The sequence below is a fragment of the Mesorhizobium sp. WSM4810 genome (assembly GCF_055811235.1).
Map to the genome: position 1 here is coordinate 168,374 of NZ_JBVVQV010000014.1, position 15,843 is coordinate 184,216.

Below are 15,843 nucleotides of genomic sequence, written 5' to 3' on the forward strand. Positions count from 1 at the left end.
GAAAATGTCGGCGCTTGAGCCCACGAAACTGGACCGGCCGCGGGCAAGCCGCGACTGGTCGGCCGCCGATTCCGGCACAGCAAGGTCGGTCGCGGCGGCGCTTCGCGGCGCCGATCTCGGCGACCGTCTGCGGTCGCTGGCGCTGGCGGCACCTTTGCTTGTGCTGCTGGCGCTGAGCTTCGGCATCCCGATCGTCCTGCTTCTGTCGCGCGCTGTTTATGATCCGACGATTGCCGACGCCTTGCCGCAGACCAGCCAGGCATTGGCCCGCTGGAACGGCACGGGACTGCCCGACGATACTGCGTTCCTGGCCCTTGCCGCCGATCTTCGGAGCAATCAGGCCAAGGGCACCGCCTACGAACTCGCCAAGAGCCTGAACGCCCGTCTACCAGGTGCACGCAGCCAAGTGCTCAAGATGGTGCGTCAACTCGAGGCCGCCGAAAGGCCGCCGCTGGAGGTGATGAAAGCGGTGCCGTTCTGGTCGGCGCCGGGCACATGGCCGGTCATCGAGAGCGGCACCCATAGCGTGACGTCGTTCTACCTGCTGAGCGCGCTTGATCTGCGCTGGAATGCCGATGGCGGCATCGAAAGGGTGCCGCCCGAACAGGCGATTTTCCTGCAGGTGTTCATGCGCACATTCTTCGTCGCCGCTGCGGTGACGCTGGCCACGCTGATACTGGGCTTCCCCCTCGCCTACCTCATCGCCTCCGTGCCCAAGGGCCTCGCCGCCATCCTCATCGTCGCGGTGCTGCTGCCGTTCTGGACGTCGATCCTGGTGCGAACCGCGGCCTGGACGGTGCTCCTGCAGAAATTCGGCCTGGTCAACGACCTGCTGCTGTGGCTCGGCGTTGCCGACGACCGGCTCGACCTGATGTACAGCCGCATCGGACTGATCATCGCCATGACCCACATCCAACTGCCGTTCACGCTGCTGCCGATCTACAGCGTCATGCGCACCATCCAGCCCTCGCAGATGAAGGCTGCCTATTCGCTCGGCGCAAAACCTTTTACCGCCTTCCGCCGCGTCTACCTTCCACAGGTCTTTCCTGGCGTGATGGCCGGCTGTCTGCTCACCTTCATCCTCTGCCTCGGCTATTACATCACGCCGGCGCTGATCGGCGGCGCCAGCGACCAGTTGATCAGCAATTTCATCGCCAGTTACGTCAATGTCGAACTAAACTGGGAGATGGCGGCGGCGCTCAGCTTCATCCTGCTCGTGTTCACACTGGCGCTGTTCGGCATCTTCGCCCGCATCCTCGGCCTCGACCGTCTCAAGCTGGTGTAGCCATGTTGCTGTCTCCCTATCCTACGACCGGCGAGAGAATCCGCATCACCCTGCTATGGCTGTGGTGCGGCATGGTGATCCTGTTCCTCCTCGTGCCGATCCTTATTCCCGTTCCCTTGTCGTTCAACAGCGGCGCCTTCTTCATCTTTCCGCTGGAGGGAATTTCGACGCGCTGGTACGAGGTCGTGCTCGGAACCCAGCGCTGGCAGGCAGCCATCGGCAACAGCCTGATCGTTGCGTTCGGGACGACGCTGATCGCAACGATATTAGGCACATTGACGGCGATCGCACTTTCCGACGAAAAATTTCCCGGCCGCCGCATCGTCATGCCGCTGCTGTTGTCACCGCTGATCGTGCCGGTGGTGATCACTGCCGTCGGCTCGTATCTGTTCTATGCCCGCGTCGGTCTCGCCAGCACCTATGCCGGCATTATCCTGGCGCATACCGCGCTCGCCAGTCCGTTCGTCGTCGTCACGGTGGGAGCGAGCCTCACCGGCTTCGACCGCAATCTGATGCGCGCCGCCGCCATCTCCGGAGCAAAGCCCATCACGTCGTTCTTCAGGGTGATGCTGCCACTGATCCTGCCCGGCGTGCTGTCAGGGGCGGCCTTTGCGTTCGTCACCTCGTTCGACGAGGTCGTCGTGGTGCAGTTCCTGGCCAGCGCCAATCAGCGCACCATGCCGCTCGAAATGTTCATCGGCCTGCGCGAGAAGCTGAGCCCGGCAATCACCGCTGCCGCGACGCTGATGATGGCACTGTCGATCGTGCTGCTCGTCGTCGCCAATTTTCTGGCCCGCCGTAGCAAGCAGCGACCGCGCATCGACTAGGAATGTCGTGCGGCGGTCGGCCAAAGCCTCCATCGGCCTGCCCGCGTCAGGCCGCTTTACGGTGCGATTTCCATGTCTCGTGGTGCTTGCCCCACGCCGACATGACTGTCACCGCATCGTTCAGGCTAAAGCCGAGCGGCGTAATCGAATATTCCACGCGAGGCGGCACCTCGTCATAGGCGCGCCGGCTGATCAGCCCGTCGGCTTCCATCTGCCGCAATTGTTGCGTGAGCACCTTTTCGCTGACGCCAAGCAGCAAGCGGCGCAGTTCGGCAAAGCGGTAAGGCCGCAGGTGCAGTTCCCATAGCAGCGAGGTCTTCCACTTTCCGCCGACGGCCTGCAGCGCGGCAGCAAAACCGCAGCTGTCTGGTTCCTTGCGCCTCATTTAGCAGCTCCTGTCATGATGGAGATAGCTTACCTCAAGGTGCGTACTTCTCAGAGAACGAACGGAAGTTCTGAGTACTCGCGCCCTATCTCAGAAATGTACAGGGCCAGGGCGGCGGTCGAAATATCGCTGAGGGAATGTTGCCGCTCAAGATCTTCGAGTATATGGCGCACGGCAAACCGATAGTATCCTCCGACCTGCCAGTTATCCGTGAAGGTTTGAGGGATAGTGTTCACAGCGTTCTGGTGGCCCCAGACAACCGGTCGGACTGGGTCAAAGCCCTTCAGCGCCTGCGCGAAAACAAGGTGTTTCGGGATCAGACAAGGTGTTTCGGGATCAGATTAGGCTGCAGGCGGAGACGGACTTTCTGGCCAAGCATAGCCGCATCGCACGCGCAACCAACATATTAAAGGAAATCGAAAAGCGGATGCCGTCGAGCGGAAGCTTATAGGGCTGCACAGTTTGTCTTGTTTGGCGGCCGTTGATCCAAGTGTCGGGCATCGCGCCTGCAGACAATGTCGTCTGCTACGCCATCAAGTCCATTGCGGCAGCGAGATTTCGAACGAGGTTGCCGAGGTCGCAATGTCGTCTTTTCGATAAAGGATCTCGTGGACGAAGTGGACCGACACGCCTTTCGTGCGAGCGGCTATGGTTACCTGATCAACGTCAGCCAATTGATGCACTCGGGCAGCGGCGAACCCTACCGGATCGCGATCTGCGGCGGCGAGTCGACGGAACCGTGGCCGGAACCGACGGCTCCGGTCGAGGCCGGCCTGCGCGAGAAGGCGATGGACTTGGTCGGGTGGAGCTACGAGGAAGCAGGGCTGAGGCCGCAGCCGGACCTCGAAGTCGACATCACTCCGGCCGCAGGACTGGGACCTTTCGGACCTGACGATCTCGGACCCCGATCCGGATGGCGGAACGCAATGCCCAACCTGCTTGTTGCACTTGACCTGACTTCCGGAGGGGCTTACGCCATGGCGAGGGCGAGCAACGCCTAAACGCGACCAGAGCGGACCGTAAACCGTCTTCACCGCGAGGAGTCCCGTCATGGCTAGAGAACGGTCTCTGAGAAGATCGACATCGGTGTTGACTAGGGCTCGGCGGCTCGGACGAAATATCCTGCGCTGGCTGGAGGGAGACAGCCGATCCCAACAGCTCAGAGACGAAGTTCTGTTTTGGAGACACTGGTTCTCCACTCAGGGATCATTCTGGCCAGAGGACTACGAGGAACGTCTTGACCCCAATTTACCAATTCAGGATCACGTTGGGCGATATGTCGACAGGTTGACGACCAACCCAGTTCACATACTCGATGTGGGGGCTGGCCCGTTGACGAAGCTCGGCAAAGTGCATGCTTCGAAAGAGATCAGGATTATTGCAACTGACCTGCTGGCATCAGAATATGATCAAGTTCTGAGAGATTTTGGCATTCAACCTATTGTTCGAACAGTCTTTGGTGACGCCGAAAACCTTACCACCCAATTTGGCGATTACAGTTTCGACATTGTTCATGGACAGAATTGTATAGACCACACCGCTAGTCCACTCAAGGCAATACAACAAATGCTCTCGGTCACAAAACATGATGGTTTCGTCGTGCTTTATCATGCTGAAAACGAAGGTAAGACGGAATCGTACAAGCAGCTGCACAAGTGGGACTTCACATGTGAGAAAGGACACTTCGTTATCAGAGGGCCTGGGCCGGGTGGGGGTTCGGTGGATGCCACTAACGCGCTGGCCGCGGTAGGTTCTGTTGAATGTAGCTTGGACGACAGCGCGGTGCTTGTTGCAATCCGAAAGCATCCGCAAAGACGTCAGTGATATCTGGCCAACCTGCTCGCAGGCGGCCTCCTATTTCGGGGGGATGGGTTCAGATAGCCGTCACCTGAGGTATCGCGGGGTAACACTTCGGTTCCGCTTCGCTCCACCTCCAATCCTTGGCACCCACTGCACGCCTAGTTGAGGAGACCACACCAACTTGCTATAATGGTTAGCCTGCTTTTCCTGGACTGCCAACGGCATACTACCCCGCATTCGGGTATTGGACCCTCTCCAGGATTGAGGCACTTCAGAAATGTCGAGCATAACGCCACTTGCCAAACAGGAACGGAAGTACTTGGTGGAATCGCATCGTCCCCTGGTCTCGATCATAACCCCGTTTCTAAACGCAGGTTCCTTCTTACAGGAGGCAGTCGAGAGCGTGTTGGATCAAACTTACACAAATTGGGAATTAGCCCTTATTGACGACGGTTCTACAGATGAGAGCACAGACGTCGCCAAACGTTACGCGGAGCAGTCGCCGGGTAAAATTCGATACTTAGAGCATTTCGGGCATCGAAATCTGGGGGCGAGTTCATCGCGCAATCTGGGGCGCGAACATTCGTCAGGCGAGTACATTGCATACTTGGATGCCGATGACGTTTGGCTTCCAGATCGACTGGATCAACAATTATCAATTTTTGAAATGATAGCAGAAGCCGGTATGGTGGTTGGGTCGACGGTATATTGGCATCGGTGGACGGGTCGCGCTGAAGACAAAGACAAAGATGAGTTTGTGCTCGTCGGTGCACCTCAGAACAGCTTGGCGCGGCCTCCTGCTCTGCTCTCAGCGTTGTACCCTTTGGGCGAAGGCGCGTCGCCGTCGATGAATTCTGTGCTGGTGAGATCGGATGTTGTCGACCGAATTGGGGGTTGGAACGATGAATTCAAACGGGTATTCACAGACCAAGTGTTCCTGGCGAAGGTATACACCTCGACGCCTGTTTACGTTTCCAGCGCCTGTTGCGACTATTACAGACAGAGGTCTACGTCGAGCAGCCAAATCGTACGCCAAGAAGGTGAGTTTCATAAGTGCCGGCACCAGTTTCTCGTTTGGTTGGAAGGTCATATGATATCTGTTGGGATGGAGCAATCAAACGAGTGGAGAAAACTTCAGCGCGCACTTTGGCGGTATCGGCACCCAGTAATGAGTCGAGTCGCGAGAACGTTGACCCGCGCGTACAGCAGTCTGACGAGCTCGAGCGCGCCGTGAATACGAGGTGCGTCTAGAGATAGAGAGGAAGCTTACCGTGGGCGAGCGGGATCCACTCGTTAGTATTGTTATCACATGCTTCAACCACGGCACCTTTTTGCAAGATGCCTTTCACAGTGCTCGACGGCAAACCTATCGAAATGTCGAGATACTGGTGGTTGACGATGGGTCGACTGACAACTCGCTTGAGGTGGCGAACAAGTTAGAACATGCCATTGTTCTTCACCAGAGGAACGCCGGATTGCCGTCAGCGCGCAACGCCGGGTTGCTTAAGTCGACTGGTGCCTACGTGACGTTTTTAGACGCCGATGATATTCTGTTGCCCAATGCAGTCGAGCTGGGCGTGGCGGCACTCATCACGCGGGCTGGATACGCGTTTGTATGTGGCGGGCACCGTGGGGTGTCGCTGGATAGAGTTGCCCTGTGGGAACGGTCGCCCGCATACGAAGGCGATCCTTATAAAGGATTTCTTAGGGGCAATTTTATCGCGATGCACGGTACGGTACTCTACGATCGCTCTATCCTGGTTCGGGAGGGAGGTTTCGATCCGGGATTGGAAGCCTGCGAAGATTATGACGTTTACCTGCGCCTTGCTCGAAAGTACCCGATCGAAGTGTACAGCGAAATAGTTGCCGAGTACCGCCAGCACGACTATAACATGTCACGTAATTACCAAAAGATGCTGCGGAGCGCATTGTTGGTTTTAAGGCGCCAAAAGATGCACACCGGCAGCGACCGATCCTATAAAGCAGCTTATAGAGACGGCATAGGCTTTTGGAAAAGATTGTACGGTAGGCAAATGATCAAGGCAGCTGTGCGGGATCTAAACAGAAGCGGGAAATTCAGGAGCGCAATTCTGACCCTTGCGTGGGCTGGCCAGCACGCGCCGGCTGCTTACATCGATCTGATAGCATCATCACTAGGTTATCCCCGGGGACCCCATTGACGTGCTGAGCAGGTGGCGTCAGGTGCCGCGCCTCTCGCAGGCGACTGATTTGCTAGGTCGGAGCTTCTAAACCAATACCAGGGCAGGGAAGCCAGTGAATTGTAGTGTGGTTTTGGATTTGAATTTCCTGAACGCTGATGTCACTAAGATGGCAGCAAACTATCACCACTAGATTCAGGTGCGGTTGATCCATGGCCAATCTGAGTGATGAATCCGCTGCGCTAGTATCCGTGGTGATACCGGTCCATAATGGCTGTGGGTTCGTAGAAAACGCTGTTCGATGCGCAGCGGAGCAGACATGGCCCTCAATTGAGATCATCGTGGTTGATGATGGGTCGACGGACGCCACCGCCAGCGTCGTGCGTGAGTGTGCTGCTCGCGACAAGCGAGTGCGATTGATACATCAGGCGAATGGAGGCGTCGCTGTCGCCCGGAATGCGGGGATCGCGTCTGCGCAAGGCGATTACGTTGCTTTCCTCGACGCGGATGACCTCTGGCACCGTGAAAAGATTTCTAAGCAGATGGAGGTCATGCAGCGCGGGGGCGCCGACATTGGTATAGTCTACTGCAGGTACCGAGAGGTCGATTCCGATGGAGCGATTATAAATAGCCCACACTTCCCACCCTATGAGGGGTACGTTTACCCATTGCTCGTTTTGTTCAATTTCATGGGCGGGGGCAGCGCGGTATTGGTAAGGCGGAAATGCCTGCTGGAGATAGGAGGATTTGATCCCAGTCTTCGGGCCAGGGGAGCACAAGGGGCAGAGGACACAAGGGCGTTTCTCGCCATCTCGGAGCGATACACGGTACGAATAGTCGATTCCTATCTCATGGGGTACCGCCTCTCGGATGGCAGTATGTCTAGCAATATCTTCAAAATGTTTAAATCGCGGCAGATTGTCCTGCGTGAAGTACGGAATCGGCACCCCGAACTCCCGGCCTTTCTCTTCCGCTGGGCGGTGGGCGAGAACGCTAGCTGGCTAGCGGAGGGGTCGCTGCGTGAAGGGAAGTTTCGTCAAGGCCTGGCGCTTCTAGCGAGAACGATATTGATCGATCCTCAATCCGCATTAAATTTGAGAATAGCGCGATCGTTGACGCGAGGGATTTCGCGCCGACTGAAAGATTGGTTCGGCTGGACGTCTTCAGATCACTCCGTCAAAAGCAAGAGACAGCATATCCGCCATTTTCATGAAATATCGCCGGAGGAGGGATTGCAGACTGAACCGCGTATTCCGGATAGGCACGACCGACGCCGGGCGGTAGCCGCACGATTGGCCGTTGCTGGCGTGGTACCGACATCGTGAACCACGCCTACGCATATTTCCTAAGATCCTTTCTGAGACCACACTTGTGGGCATTCCCAACACTGGTCATGCTCGGCGTAGCTTCTGCTGCGGTTGAGGGCATCGGGGTTGCGATACTCGTTCCGCTTATATCCTACCTGTTTCGATCGCCCGATGTGGCTGTAGTATTCCCTTTACTTGGTCGCGCAACGGATATCTGGCCGGCAGCTAATCAGACAACCGTTTTACTATCATTGCTATTTGGTGTATTACTCCTGTTCGCAAGCAAGGCTGCTATTCAATACTTATATTCTTTTGTTGCGCTAATTATCAGCAAAAAGATTGTTTTAGACCTGCGTGCGTCACTATTTGACAGTTTGCTTCGCGCCGATTTTCAGTTTGTCAGCAGTAGCAGTTCTGGCCGAATGTTCAACATCGTCCAGGGAGAGACGTGGCTCGCAGGTGAGTTCGTGGTTGCAGTAGCGAAAGGATTAGTTAGCCTGTTCTCCATTACTGCATTTTGCGTAATTCTATTTCTTCTGTCTCCGCGACTGACTGTAGTCTCCCTAGCTGGTTTAGCGCTCATTGGTGTTGTTACTATCATTCTTACTAGGAGAGTGAGGCGTCGAGCCGCTATCGCAAAAGAAACCAGCGCAGAGCTCTCATCGAGGCTGATCGAAACGTTGGAGGCTCTAAAGGTAATTAAACTATTTTCTCGAGAGAAGCGGGAGTTCAGAAGATTCGCTAATATAGCAGCGCGTGATCGTGCAGCGTCAGTTGACGTGGAAAAAGCTGCCGCGATAATAGGCCCCATTACAGAAGTTCTTTTTGCGCCGCTCCTTTTGGTTATCGTAGCTTATTCCTGGAGCATGGGTATCCCCGCGGGTACGCTAGTCGCCTTTCTCGTCCTTCTGTACCGGCTGCAGCCTCACGTTCGAATGCTGAATCATGTGCGAGTCGAATTGTCCCGAGCTTTGCCGACGCTGGATCATATCAGGGACGTGCTTCAAAAGCCGGAGGAATTAAGCGGGTCACGGGCATTCAGTGGGCTGGCCAGGAGCATTCGATTTGAGAACGTGAGCTTCACCTACGTGGGTAGCGACACGGCAGCTATTTGTGACGCAAGTTTTGAAATAGTGAAGAACCGTCTGACTGCATTCGTCGGCTCTTCTGGATCTGGAAAAAGTACTGTGGCAGCTCTGTTGTGCCGTTTTTTTGACCCCACCCGGGGTACGATGTCGGTCGATGAGGTAGATGTTCGTTCCATTAGGTTAACAGACTGGAGAGAGCGGATCGCATTTGCCGGGCAGGACGCTGAACTTCTTGGGGACACTATTTTAGATGTGATAAGCTATGGAGCAGAAGATTGGGATCGCGACAGCGTGCAAGATGCCGCGCGGGCTGCGCAGGTTCACGAGTTTGTTGCCCTCCTTCCGGATGGGCTTGATACTCCAGTCCGTAGGCGAGGTCACCGTTTTTCAGTAGGTCAGCGACAGAGAATCGCTATTGCCCGAGCATTGAGAAAAAACTCAGAAATCTTGATCCTGGATGAGGCGACAAGCGCCTTAGACGCTGCTTTGCAAACAGCAATAGAGACTAGCATAGACAAGCTAAGGGGCAAAAGGACGATCGTTGTCATCGCACACCGTCTCAGCACGATACAGTCTGCCGATCATGTTATTGTTCTGCATCAGGGCCGAGTTATTGAACAGGGGTCTCCTAGAGAATTGCTCAGCGACGAAGACAGCTCGTTCTACCACATGTGGAAGTTGGAGCATGCCGGCGCTTCGCGCTAACAGGTATTGGAGTTCTTCAACGCAGCGAGAATTTATATCTTCCGATCGAGCGCGCCGAACATAAAACGGACCCTCGTCGAAAGGGCCATCAGTCTATCGGAGAAGTAATTATGACATCGAATGTCTGCGTGCTCGGCGCGGGCCGAATGGGCTCGTCCATTGCTCGAACGCTGCTCGATCGCGGCTATCCAACATGGGTCTGGAATCGGACCGCGGCAAAGTGCGATCCATTGGCGGCCCTTGGCGCGAAGGTAGCCCCTTCAGTGGAGGATAGGATCCGAGCGGCCGACGTCGTGATCATCAATGTTCTCGACTATGCCGCCAGCGACGCTTTGCTGAAGCGGGTTGGCATCGCTTCGGCATTGGCCGGCAAAGCCGTCGTGCAACTCACCTCCGGCTCACCGCGTCTGGCGCGGGAAGAAGCCCGGCTGGGTGGAAGCGCATGGTGCCGGGTATCTGGACGGAGCGATCATGGCCACTCCGGACTTTATCGGCAAATCAGAGACCGCACTGCATTATTCGGGTTCCCGTGACGTTTACGAGAAGCACAAGCCCCTGCTTTTCGCACTCGGCGGCGCCACGAGCTATGTCGGGGAACTGCCGGTCAAGCCTCAGCGCTTGATACCGCTCTGCTCACGCACATGTGGGGCGGGCTCTTCGGAGCACTCCAGGGCATGGCCGTCGCCGAGACCGAAGGTCTCGACCTGGCGACGTTCAGGAACCATCTTTCCGGATTCAAGCCTGTTGTCGATGCCGCTCTGTTCGACCTGGTGGATAGAACGAATGCACGCCGTTTTGCCGGCGACGACGCGACGCTGGCGTCGTTGGGCGCCCACTACAGCGCCTTCCAGCATCTGCTTGAGGCATGCGAGGAGCGAGGGCTCGACGCGGCTATGCCGCGCGCCATGGATATGGTCTTTCGACAGGCGCTTTCGCTCGGGCGCATAGAAGATGATTGTGCATCTCTGGCACCCCTGTTTCGAAATGGCTCGTCGCGCCACAGCCGGGAGACAGCGAATGCATAGCGGCAACACAAAGCGAACCGCAACCTGCTCATGCCGGAGCGTGGAACTTGTCCTCGCCGGCGAGCCGCGACGCGTCTATGCGTGCAGTCGCATGGAGTGCCAGCGCTGCACCGGAACGGCGTTCTCGTACCGGGCCATCTACGCCGGTTCTGCCCTCGTCGACCAGAAAGGCGAGACCAGATCCTGGCGCAGAACCGGCTCGTCGGGACAATGGCTGGAGCAGACATTCTGCACCACATGCGGCTCGGTCGTCTTCATGCGGGCAGAAGGGCTCAAGGATGCGCTGTCGGTATCGGTCGGCTGCCTGGAGGACCGGGAATTCCCACCCCCGATAATGCTCCATTGGCCTCAAAGAAAGCATGGATGGCTTTGTTTGGAAGGCGTGCCCGAAGCAGCCGCCTCTTGAGGAGCGGATCACCAAACGATGCCTGGCTTGCAGCAGGCTCGGCATCGTGAGTCCGGCAACGTCTCCTTCGGCAATCGATTTCCGTTCAAGACGGTCCTGATTGGGCGGATAGCTGTCGCGGGCGACTGCGAATCCCAAGGCTCCCTCGCAGCACTCCTTGCAACACTTTGCGCTCCCCGACGTTCTCCCAAGGCACGCTCCGAAGCCGATTGTCGCGGCTCCAATTGCAAATCCAATTGCTGGAGCGAGGGAGCCATAACGGCTTCGCTGGCTGGCCACGGCACCCAGCGTGCCGTGGCGGTTCGGCGACCTACATCGGTATGACGCTGGAGGAGACGCCATGGACATGGGCAACAGGAAGACGCAGTTCAATATCTGGTACTGGATCGTCGCCTTCGTCGGGCTGATGATGTTCCAATATGTCTACACTGCCACGCAGAATATCGCGCAGATTCCCTACAGCCAGTTTGAGACCCTGCTGCGCGACGGCAAGATCGCCGACGTGCAGGTTTCCGATCGCTTCATCCAGGGCCGCTTCAAGGAACCGCAGGACGGCAAGCCGCTGTTCATCACCACGCGCGTCGAGCCGAATCTCGCGCGGCAGCTGCAGGAACACGGCGTCACCGTCACTGGCCAGATCGAAAGCACCTTCCTGAGCGACCTGCTCTCCTGGATCGTCCCGATCCTCGTCTTCTTCGGCTTGTGGATGCTGCTGATGAGGCGAATGGGTGGTGGCATGGGCGGTTTGATGCAAATCGGCAGGAGCAAGGCCAGGGTCTATGTCGAGGCCAATACCGGGGTCAGATTCGAGGACGTGGCGGGTGTCGATGAAGCCAAGGCCGAGTTGCAGGAAATCGTGGATTTTTTGAAAAGCCCGCAGGAATACGGCCGTCTTGGCGGGCGCATGCCCAAGGGCGTGCTGCTGGTCGGACCGCCCGGCACCGGCAAGACACTGCTGGCGAAAGCCGTTGCAGGCGAGGCAAAAGTTCCGTTCTTCTCGATCTCGGGCTCAGAATTCGTCGAGATGTTCGTAGGCGTCGGCGCCGCCCGTGTGCGCGACCTGTTCGAACAGGCACGCGCCAAGGCCCCAGCGATCATCTTCATCGACGAGCTCGACGCGCTGGGCCGCGCCCGCGGTGCGAGCCCGATGATGGGCGGCCACGACGAAAAGGAGCAGACGCTCAATCAACTCCTGGTTGAGCTCGACGGTTTCGATCCGAAGATCGGCGTCGTGCTGCTCGCCGCGACGAACCGCCCGGAAATCCTTGACCCGGCACTGCTTCGCGCCGGCCGTTTCGATCGGCAGGTGCTGGTCGATCGCCCGGACAAGCAAGGTCGCGTCCAGATCCTCCTGGTCCACATGAAGAAGGCGAAGCTGGCGGCGGATGTCGATGCAGAAAAAGTCGCCGCGCTGACGCCAGGTTTTACCGGCGCCGATCTCGCCAACCTGGTCAATGAGGCAACCCTGCTCGCCACGCGCCGGAGGGCGGATGTCGTCACGATGGACGATTTCAACAATGCGGTCGAGCGCATCGTGGCCGGACTCGAGAAGCGCAACCGGCTGTTGAACCCGAGGGAACGCGAGGTCGTCGCCTATCACGAAATGGGCCATGCGTTGGTAGCCATGGCGCTGCCCGGCGTCGACCCCGTGCACAAGGTATCGATCATCCCGCGCGGCGTAGGCGCCTTGGGCTACACGATCCAGCGGCCGACCGAGGACCGCTTCCTCATGACCCGCGAGGAACTGGAGAACAAGATGGCGGTGCTGCTCGGCGGCAGGGCGGCCGAGTGGATCGTGTTCGGGCATCTGTCGACGGGGGCCGCCGACGACCTGGCCAAAGTGACCGATATCGCCCGCGCCATGGTGACGCGTTACGGCATGTCGGAAAAGCTCGGCCATGTGGCGCTGAAAAAGGACCAGCGCTCCTTCCTGAGCCCCAACCCACTTGCCGGCGGTCCGCGCGAGCACGATTACGGCGAGGCCACCGCCGAGGCTATCGACGCGGAGGTTCGCAGCAGCGTCGACACAGCTTTCGCGCGAACGGTCGGGCTCCTCACCGAGCGACGGGACCTGCTGGAGAAGACGGCGCGCAAGCTGCTCGAGATCGAGACGCTCAGCGAGGCCGAGCTCGCATCGCTCGTCGGAAACGTCTCGGCACCGGATCGCACGGAGGCATCCGATCCGCAATCGGGGAAGCGACCGGTACGACGAGGCAAGGCTGCGGCTACAAACGTCTCGCGCCCGGCCGAGTGATGACCTTCCTCGTCCCAACGTGGTCCCCGGGTCCCAACCACCGCTCGTCCAAAAGCCCGATACGGGCTGCAAGATCGCCGTACATCGTCATGCTGCAGCCCAGGACAAAGCCGCCGGGATGGACATCAGGGTCAGTCGCTCGCGGACCGGCGACCGTTTGATCGTGAACGGCAGATCGCTGGCATCGCCAATCTGGACGCGGCCTCCCCAGGTGACCCGTTCCCAGTGGCATAGTGTCGCTGCCAATCACTGAGATAGTCGCCCAAGACCTGGCAATCATCAACAACGAAGACCGGCACGGCCTCTCGCACGCGCCCGGCCGGCATTGCGGGCCGCCGCCATTCGGCGTCGCGCGGCGGCGCCGGTTGACCAATAAGGCGGCGTTACGCGACCGATCCTTGTCTGTTTTTCGGATTTGGCGTTGCTTCGTCAAGGTCCGAACCCGTCAGCTACGATAGGCCAGGCTGAATGACCGATATCATTTGCCTCGAATTCACCCCGATCTGCGATGGGTGACCCGCCTTGATGGCATGTTCGCTTTCGTGCTGGCGACGCCGGAGCGGATCATCGCGGCGCGCGACCCACGCGCGGCATCAAGCCGCTCTACGTGGCGCAGCTCGGAGAGGGGCTCGCCTTCGCGCCTCCGAGTTGAAGGCCTTCGACGGGATCGGGGTCGAGCCCGTCGAGGCAATCCCGCCCGGCGCCCTGCTCGACAGTCTTCACGAACCGCGGCGCTGGTTCGCACGCCCCACGGCGATGCCGAGGGGACGGGGTGTATTGGCAGCTTGGGTCGACATGACGTTGAAGCTTGCCCATTCCCAGGCCAAACTCGATCACCCTCGCCCCAGGTAGCACTAACCGGGCAATGATTTTCGTCCTTTCCTCCCAGTCCTCGAATTCCGATGCATCGGTCCACCGCTCAAAGTCGGTCTTTCCGAACAGCTTGCATCTGAGCGCTTTTAGTCTTGTCGACCAACCGTTATATTTCAGCATGGCGGCCCCTGCTTCAGCCTTGGTCCCCGATCACGTCGCGAATGCGACGGTAAGCGGTATGGCCGGCAGCGATTTGAGCTTCGGCCCTGGCCAGTATCGCCGGGCGAATAGCGGGCGCCTCTTCCCACAGGCGCCGGAGCGCCGATCGAAGCTTCTCGGCAGAGTTGGGATGATCGAGTGCCACCATCTCGCAGCCCGTGCCGAACATATCGGCGAGGCCAAGGAACTTGTCGACATAATAGTCGGATCTGGCGAGCCCGATCGTCGGGATACCGTTGGCCAACGCGAAAACGCCGGCGTGGTAGCTGCCAGTGACTACGACCCGACAACGCTGGATTTGCCGAATGAGGTCGATCGGTGTGCGGATCGCGAGTGCCCGGTTCAGCTCGGTCTCATCGGTGGGCATCAGTCCACGAATTGCGTCGATGTCCGCTTCGCGAGGCACCCATGAGACTGGAACGGCGATCAAGGGTGCCTCGAGCGAATCCGATGTGGCGCCTAAGACATGTCGCAGCCCTTCGAGAATATCCACTGATACTCCTGAATAGGAGGAAAGACGTAGATTGACGCCAATGCCGGTGCCAAGCTCATCCACTCGCATCTCATGCGCCATTTCGATGGCGTCATCGCCGGTTGCGCAGATCCTGTCCTTGGAAACACCCAGCTCCGCGAGCAGAGGAAGCCCGGCTCGCGTTTCGCGAAGCGCGATCAAGTGGAGCCTTGGCAATATGGCCGATGCACGCGCTCTTAGCTCGGCATTGGCAAGCGGGCCCATCCCCTGGCCGACCATGACCACCGGCCGTCCTTTCCTTGCAAGCGCGAGATTCAGAGTTTCGAGTACCGACAGGGCATATTCTGGGAAAGCGTCTGTGATTCCGCCCATTCCACTTACAAGCACAAGGTCTGCCCTGTCCACAGCATCGGTGAAGCGAAGAAGTGCCGCGCGCGCATCCGGCATGTGCCTAAACTTAAGGCTCCAGAACAGAGAAACGAGTCTCGGCGCGTGTCGGCGAATGCGATCGGGCCAGTGCTTGGGCACGAACCGCTTCAACTTGGCCGGCCTGAAATCAGGCTTGAGCCATAGGGCGCGCCCTTCGGCGGACAGGGGGGTGGCAAAGGGACAGAAGAGGCGAAGCGCGTCCGGATCGTCAGTCAGAACGTTGATCGTCGAATTGTCGCACAGCCGCGCAAGCCGCTCCGTGGCAGCATAGAGCATCGCCATGTCACCGATATTACGCAGCACATAGTCGCTCGGCTCTACGAGTATCTGGATTGGGCGATGGTTAAAGCGCATCCTTTTCCCCTAGATCCGAGTGGAGAGGACCGAAGGTTAGCACAACGTCTGAGGCAATCGAGCCCATTTGCGCGACGTCGGATTTTACTGACACGTCTGCTTGGATCAGATCGCGATGATGCTTGCGCCGACCTGAAGGTCCACTCTTCAATATTCGAGGCCAGAAGCGGCGGGGCTGCCTCGGCCCCAAATCTACCCCAGAGCTGTAGCTCGGGCATTGAGTTGTGTGCGTCAAGTACTGCAAAAATGGCGTGGCATTCAGCGGTGACGTTGGCGTGTCCGCCGCGCAGCCCCCGTGTTTAGCGGAGCGGCGGA

Annotated in this window: 14 protein-coding genes and 2 pseudogenes; 13 read left to right on the plus strand and 3 right to left on the minus strand. The window is 58.3% G+C overall.

What is annotated here, in order from left to right:
* The first annotated feature begins 4 nt into the window (after positions 1-4).
* Entirely contained in the window at positions 5-1,285 is a 1,281-nt protein-coding gene (locus AC0L3O_RS20880) for an ABC transporter permease (protein ID WP_473616482.1), read from the plus strand.
* A gap of 2 nt (positions 1,286-1,287) precedes the next feature.
* Positions 1,288-2,112 carry an ABC transporter permease gene (locus tag AC0L3O_RS20885; RefSeq protein ID WP_128246938.1) on the plus strand — a complete coding sequence of 275 codons (825 nt, stop codon included), beginning with the start codon at positions 1,288-1,290 and terminating at the stop codon, positions 2,110-2,112.
* Between the two features lie 46 nt (positions 2,113-2,158).
* Here AC0L3O_RS20885 and AC0L3O_RS20890 read toward each other — a convergent pair whose 3' ends face one another.
* A complete protein-coding gene (locus AC0L3O_RS20890; RefSeq protein ID WP_128246937.1) occupies positions 2,159-2,497 on the minus strand; it encodes a winged helix-turn-helix transcriptional regulator in 339 nt (112 codons plus the stop codon).
* A 137-nt stretch (positions 2,498-2,634) separates the two neighbouring features.
* On the opposite strand from AC0L3O_RS20890, the gene AC0L3O_RS20895 reads away from it, so the two are divergent.
* The 11 genes and pseudogenes from AC0L3O_RS20895 to ftsH all read left to right on the plus strand — a co-directional run bounded on the left by AC0L3O_RS20895 (position 2,635) and on the right by ftsH (position 13,241).
* The gene (locus AC0L3O_RS20895) at positions 2,635-2,907 is read left to right on the plus strand and encodes a glycosyltransferase (protein ID WP_128246936.1); all 273 of its coding nucleotides are present in this window, start codon (positions 2,635-2,637) and stop codon (positions 2,905-2,907) included.
* A gap of 198 nt (positions 2,908-3,105) precedes the next feature.
* Positions 3,106-3,498, plus strand: a complete 393-nt coding sequence (locus tag AC0L3O_RS20900; protein ID WP_473616483.1) for a hypothetical protein — start codon at positions 3,106-3,108, stop codon at positions 3,496-3,498.
* Between the two features lie 49 nt (positions 3,499-3,547).
* Positions 3,548-4,321, plus strand: coding sequence for a class I SAM-dependent methyltransferase (locus AC0L3O_RS20905; RefSeq protein ID WP_473616484.1), 774 nt, complete (start codon positions 3,548-3,550; stop codon positions 4,319-4,321).
* A gap of 253 nt (positions 4,322-4,574) precedes the next feature.
* Positions 4,575-5,531, plus strand: coding sequence for a glycosyltransferase family 2 protein (locus AC0L3O_RS20910; RefSeq protein WP_473616486.1), 957 nt, complete (start codon positions 4,575-4,577; stop codon positions 5,529-5,531).
* 37 nt (positions 5,532-5,568) lie between these two features.
* Positions 5,569-6,477, plus strand: coding sequence for a glycosyltransferase family 2 protein (locus tag AC0L3O_RS20915; protein ID WP_287292327.1), 909 nt, complete (start codon positions 5,569-5,571; stop codon positions 6,475-6,477).
* A 191-nt stretch (positions 6,478-6,668) separates the two neighbouring features.
* On the plus strand, positions 6,669-7,781 hold the full coding sequence (locus tag AC0L3O_RS20920; protein WP_353842965.1) for a glycosyltransferase family 2 protein: 1,113 nt from the start codon (positions 6,669-6,671) through the stop codon (positions 7,779-7,781).
* 44 nt (positions 7,782-7,825) lie between these two features.
* Positions 7,826-9,556, plus strand: a complete 1,731-nt coding sequence (locus tag AC0L3O_RS20925; RefSeq protein ID WP_473616487.1) for an ABC transporter ATP-binding protein — start codon at positions 7,826-7,828, stop codon at positions 9,554-9,556.
* On the plus strand, positions 9,523-10,089 hold the full coding sequence (locus tag AC0L3O_RS20930) for an NAD(P)-binding domain-containing protein (RefSeq protein ID WP_473616489.1): 567 nt from the start codon (positions 9,523-9,525) through the stop codon (positions 10,087-10,089). The genes AC0L3O_RS20925 and AC0L3O_RS20930 overlap by 34 nt, the downstream gene beginning before the upstream one ends.
* A gap of 78 nt (positions 10,090-10,167) precedes the next feature.
* Positions 10,168-10,581: pseudogene (locus AC0L3O_RS20935) on the plus strand (imine reductase family protein); the annotation flags it as partial.
* The gene (locus tag AC0L3O_RS20940; RefSeq protein WP_473536928.1) at positions 10,574-10,987 is read left to right on the plus strand and encodes a GFA family protein; all 414 of its coding nucleotides are present in this window, start codon (positions 10,574-10,576) and stop codon (positions 10,985-10,987) included. The pseudogene AC0L3O_RS20935 and the gene AC0L3O_RS20940, both read left to right, overlap by 8 nt.
* Positions 10,988-11,327: 340 nt before the next feature.
* Positions 11,328-13,241: an ATP-dependent zinc metalloprotease FtsH gene (gene ftsH, locus AC0L3O_RS20945; protein ID WP_473616490.1), complete on the plus strand. Its 1,914-nt coding sequence runs from the start codon at positions 11,328-11,330 to the stop codon at positions 13,239-13,241.
* 37 nt (positions 13,242-13,278) lie between these two features.
* On the opposite strand, the pseudogene AC0L3O_RS20950 reads toward ftsH, so the two are convergent.
* Both AC0L3O_RS20950 and AC0L3O_RS20955 read right to left on the minus strand, forming a co-directional pair.
* Positions 13,279-13,592 (minus strand): annotated as a pseudogene (locus tag AC0L3O_RS20950) (glycosyltransferase family 2 protein); the annotation flags it as partial.
* A gap of 655 nt (positions 13,593-14,247) precedes the next feature.
* Positions 14,248-15,528: a polysaccharide pyruvyl transferase family protein gene (locus AC0L3O_RS20955; protein WP_287364064.1), complete on the minus strand. Its 1,281-nt coding sequence runs from the start codon at positions 15,526-15,528 to the stop codon at positions 14,248-14,250.
* Between the last annotated feature and the right edge of the window lie 315 nt (positions 15,529-15,843).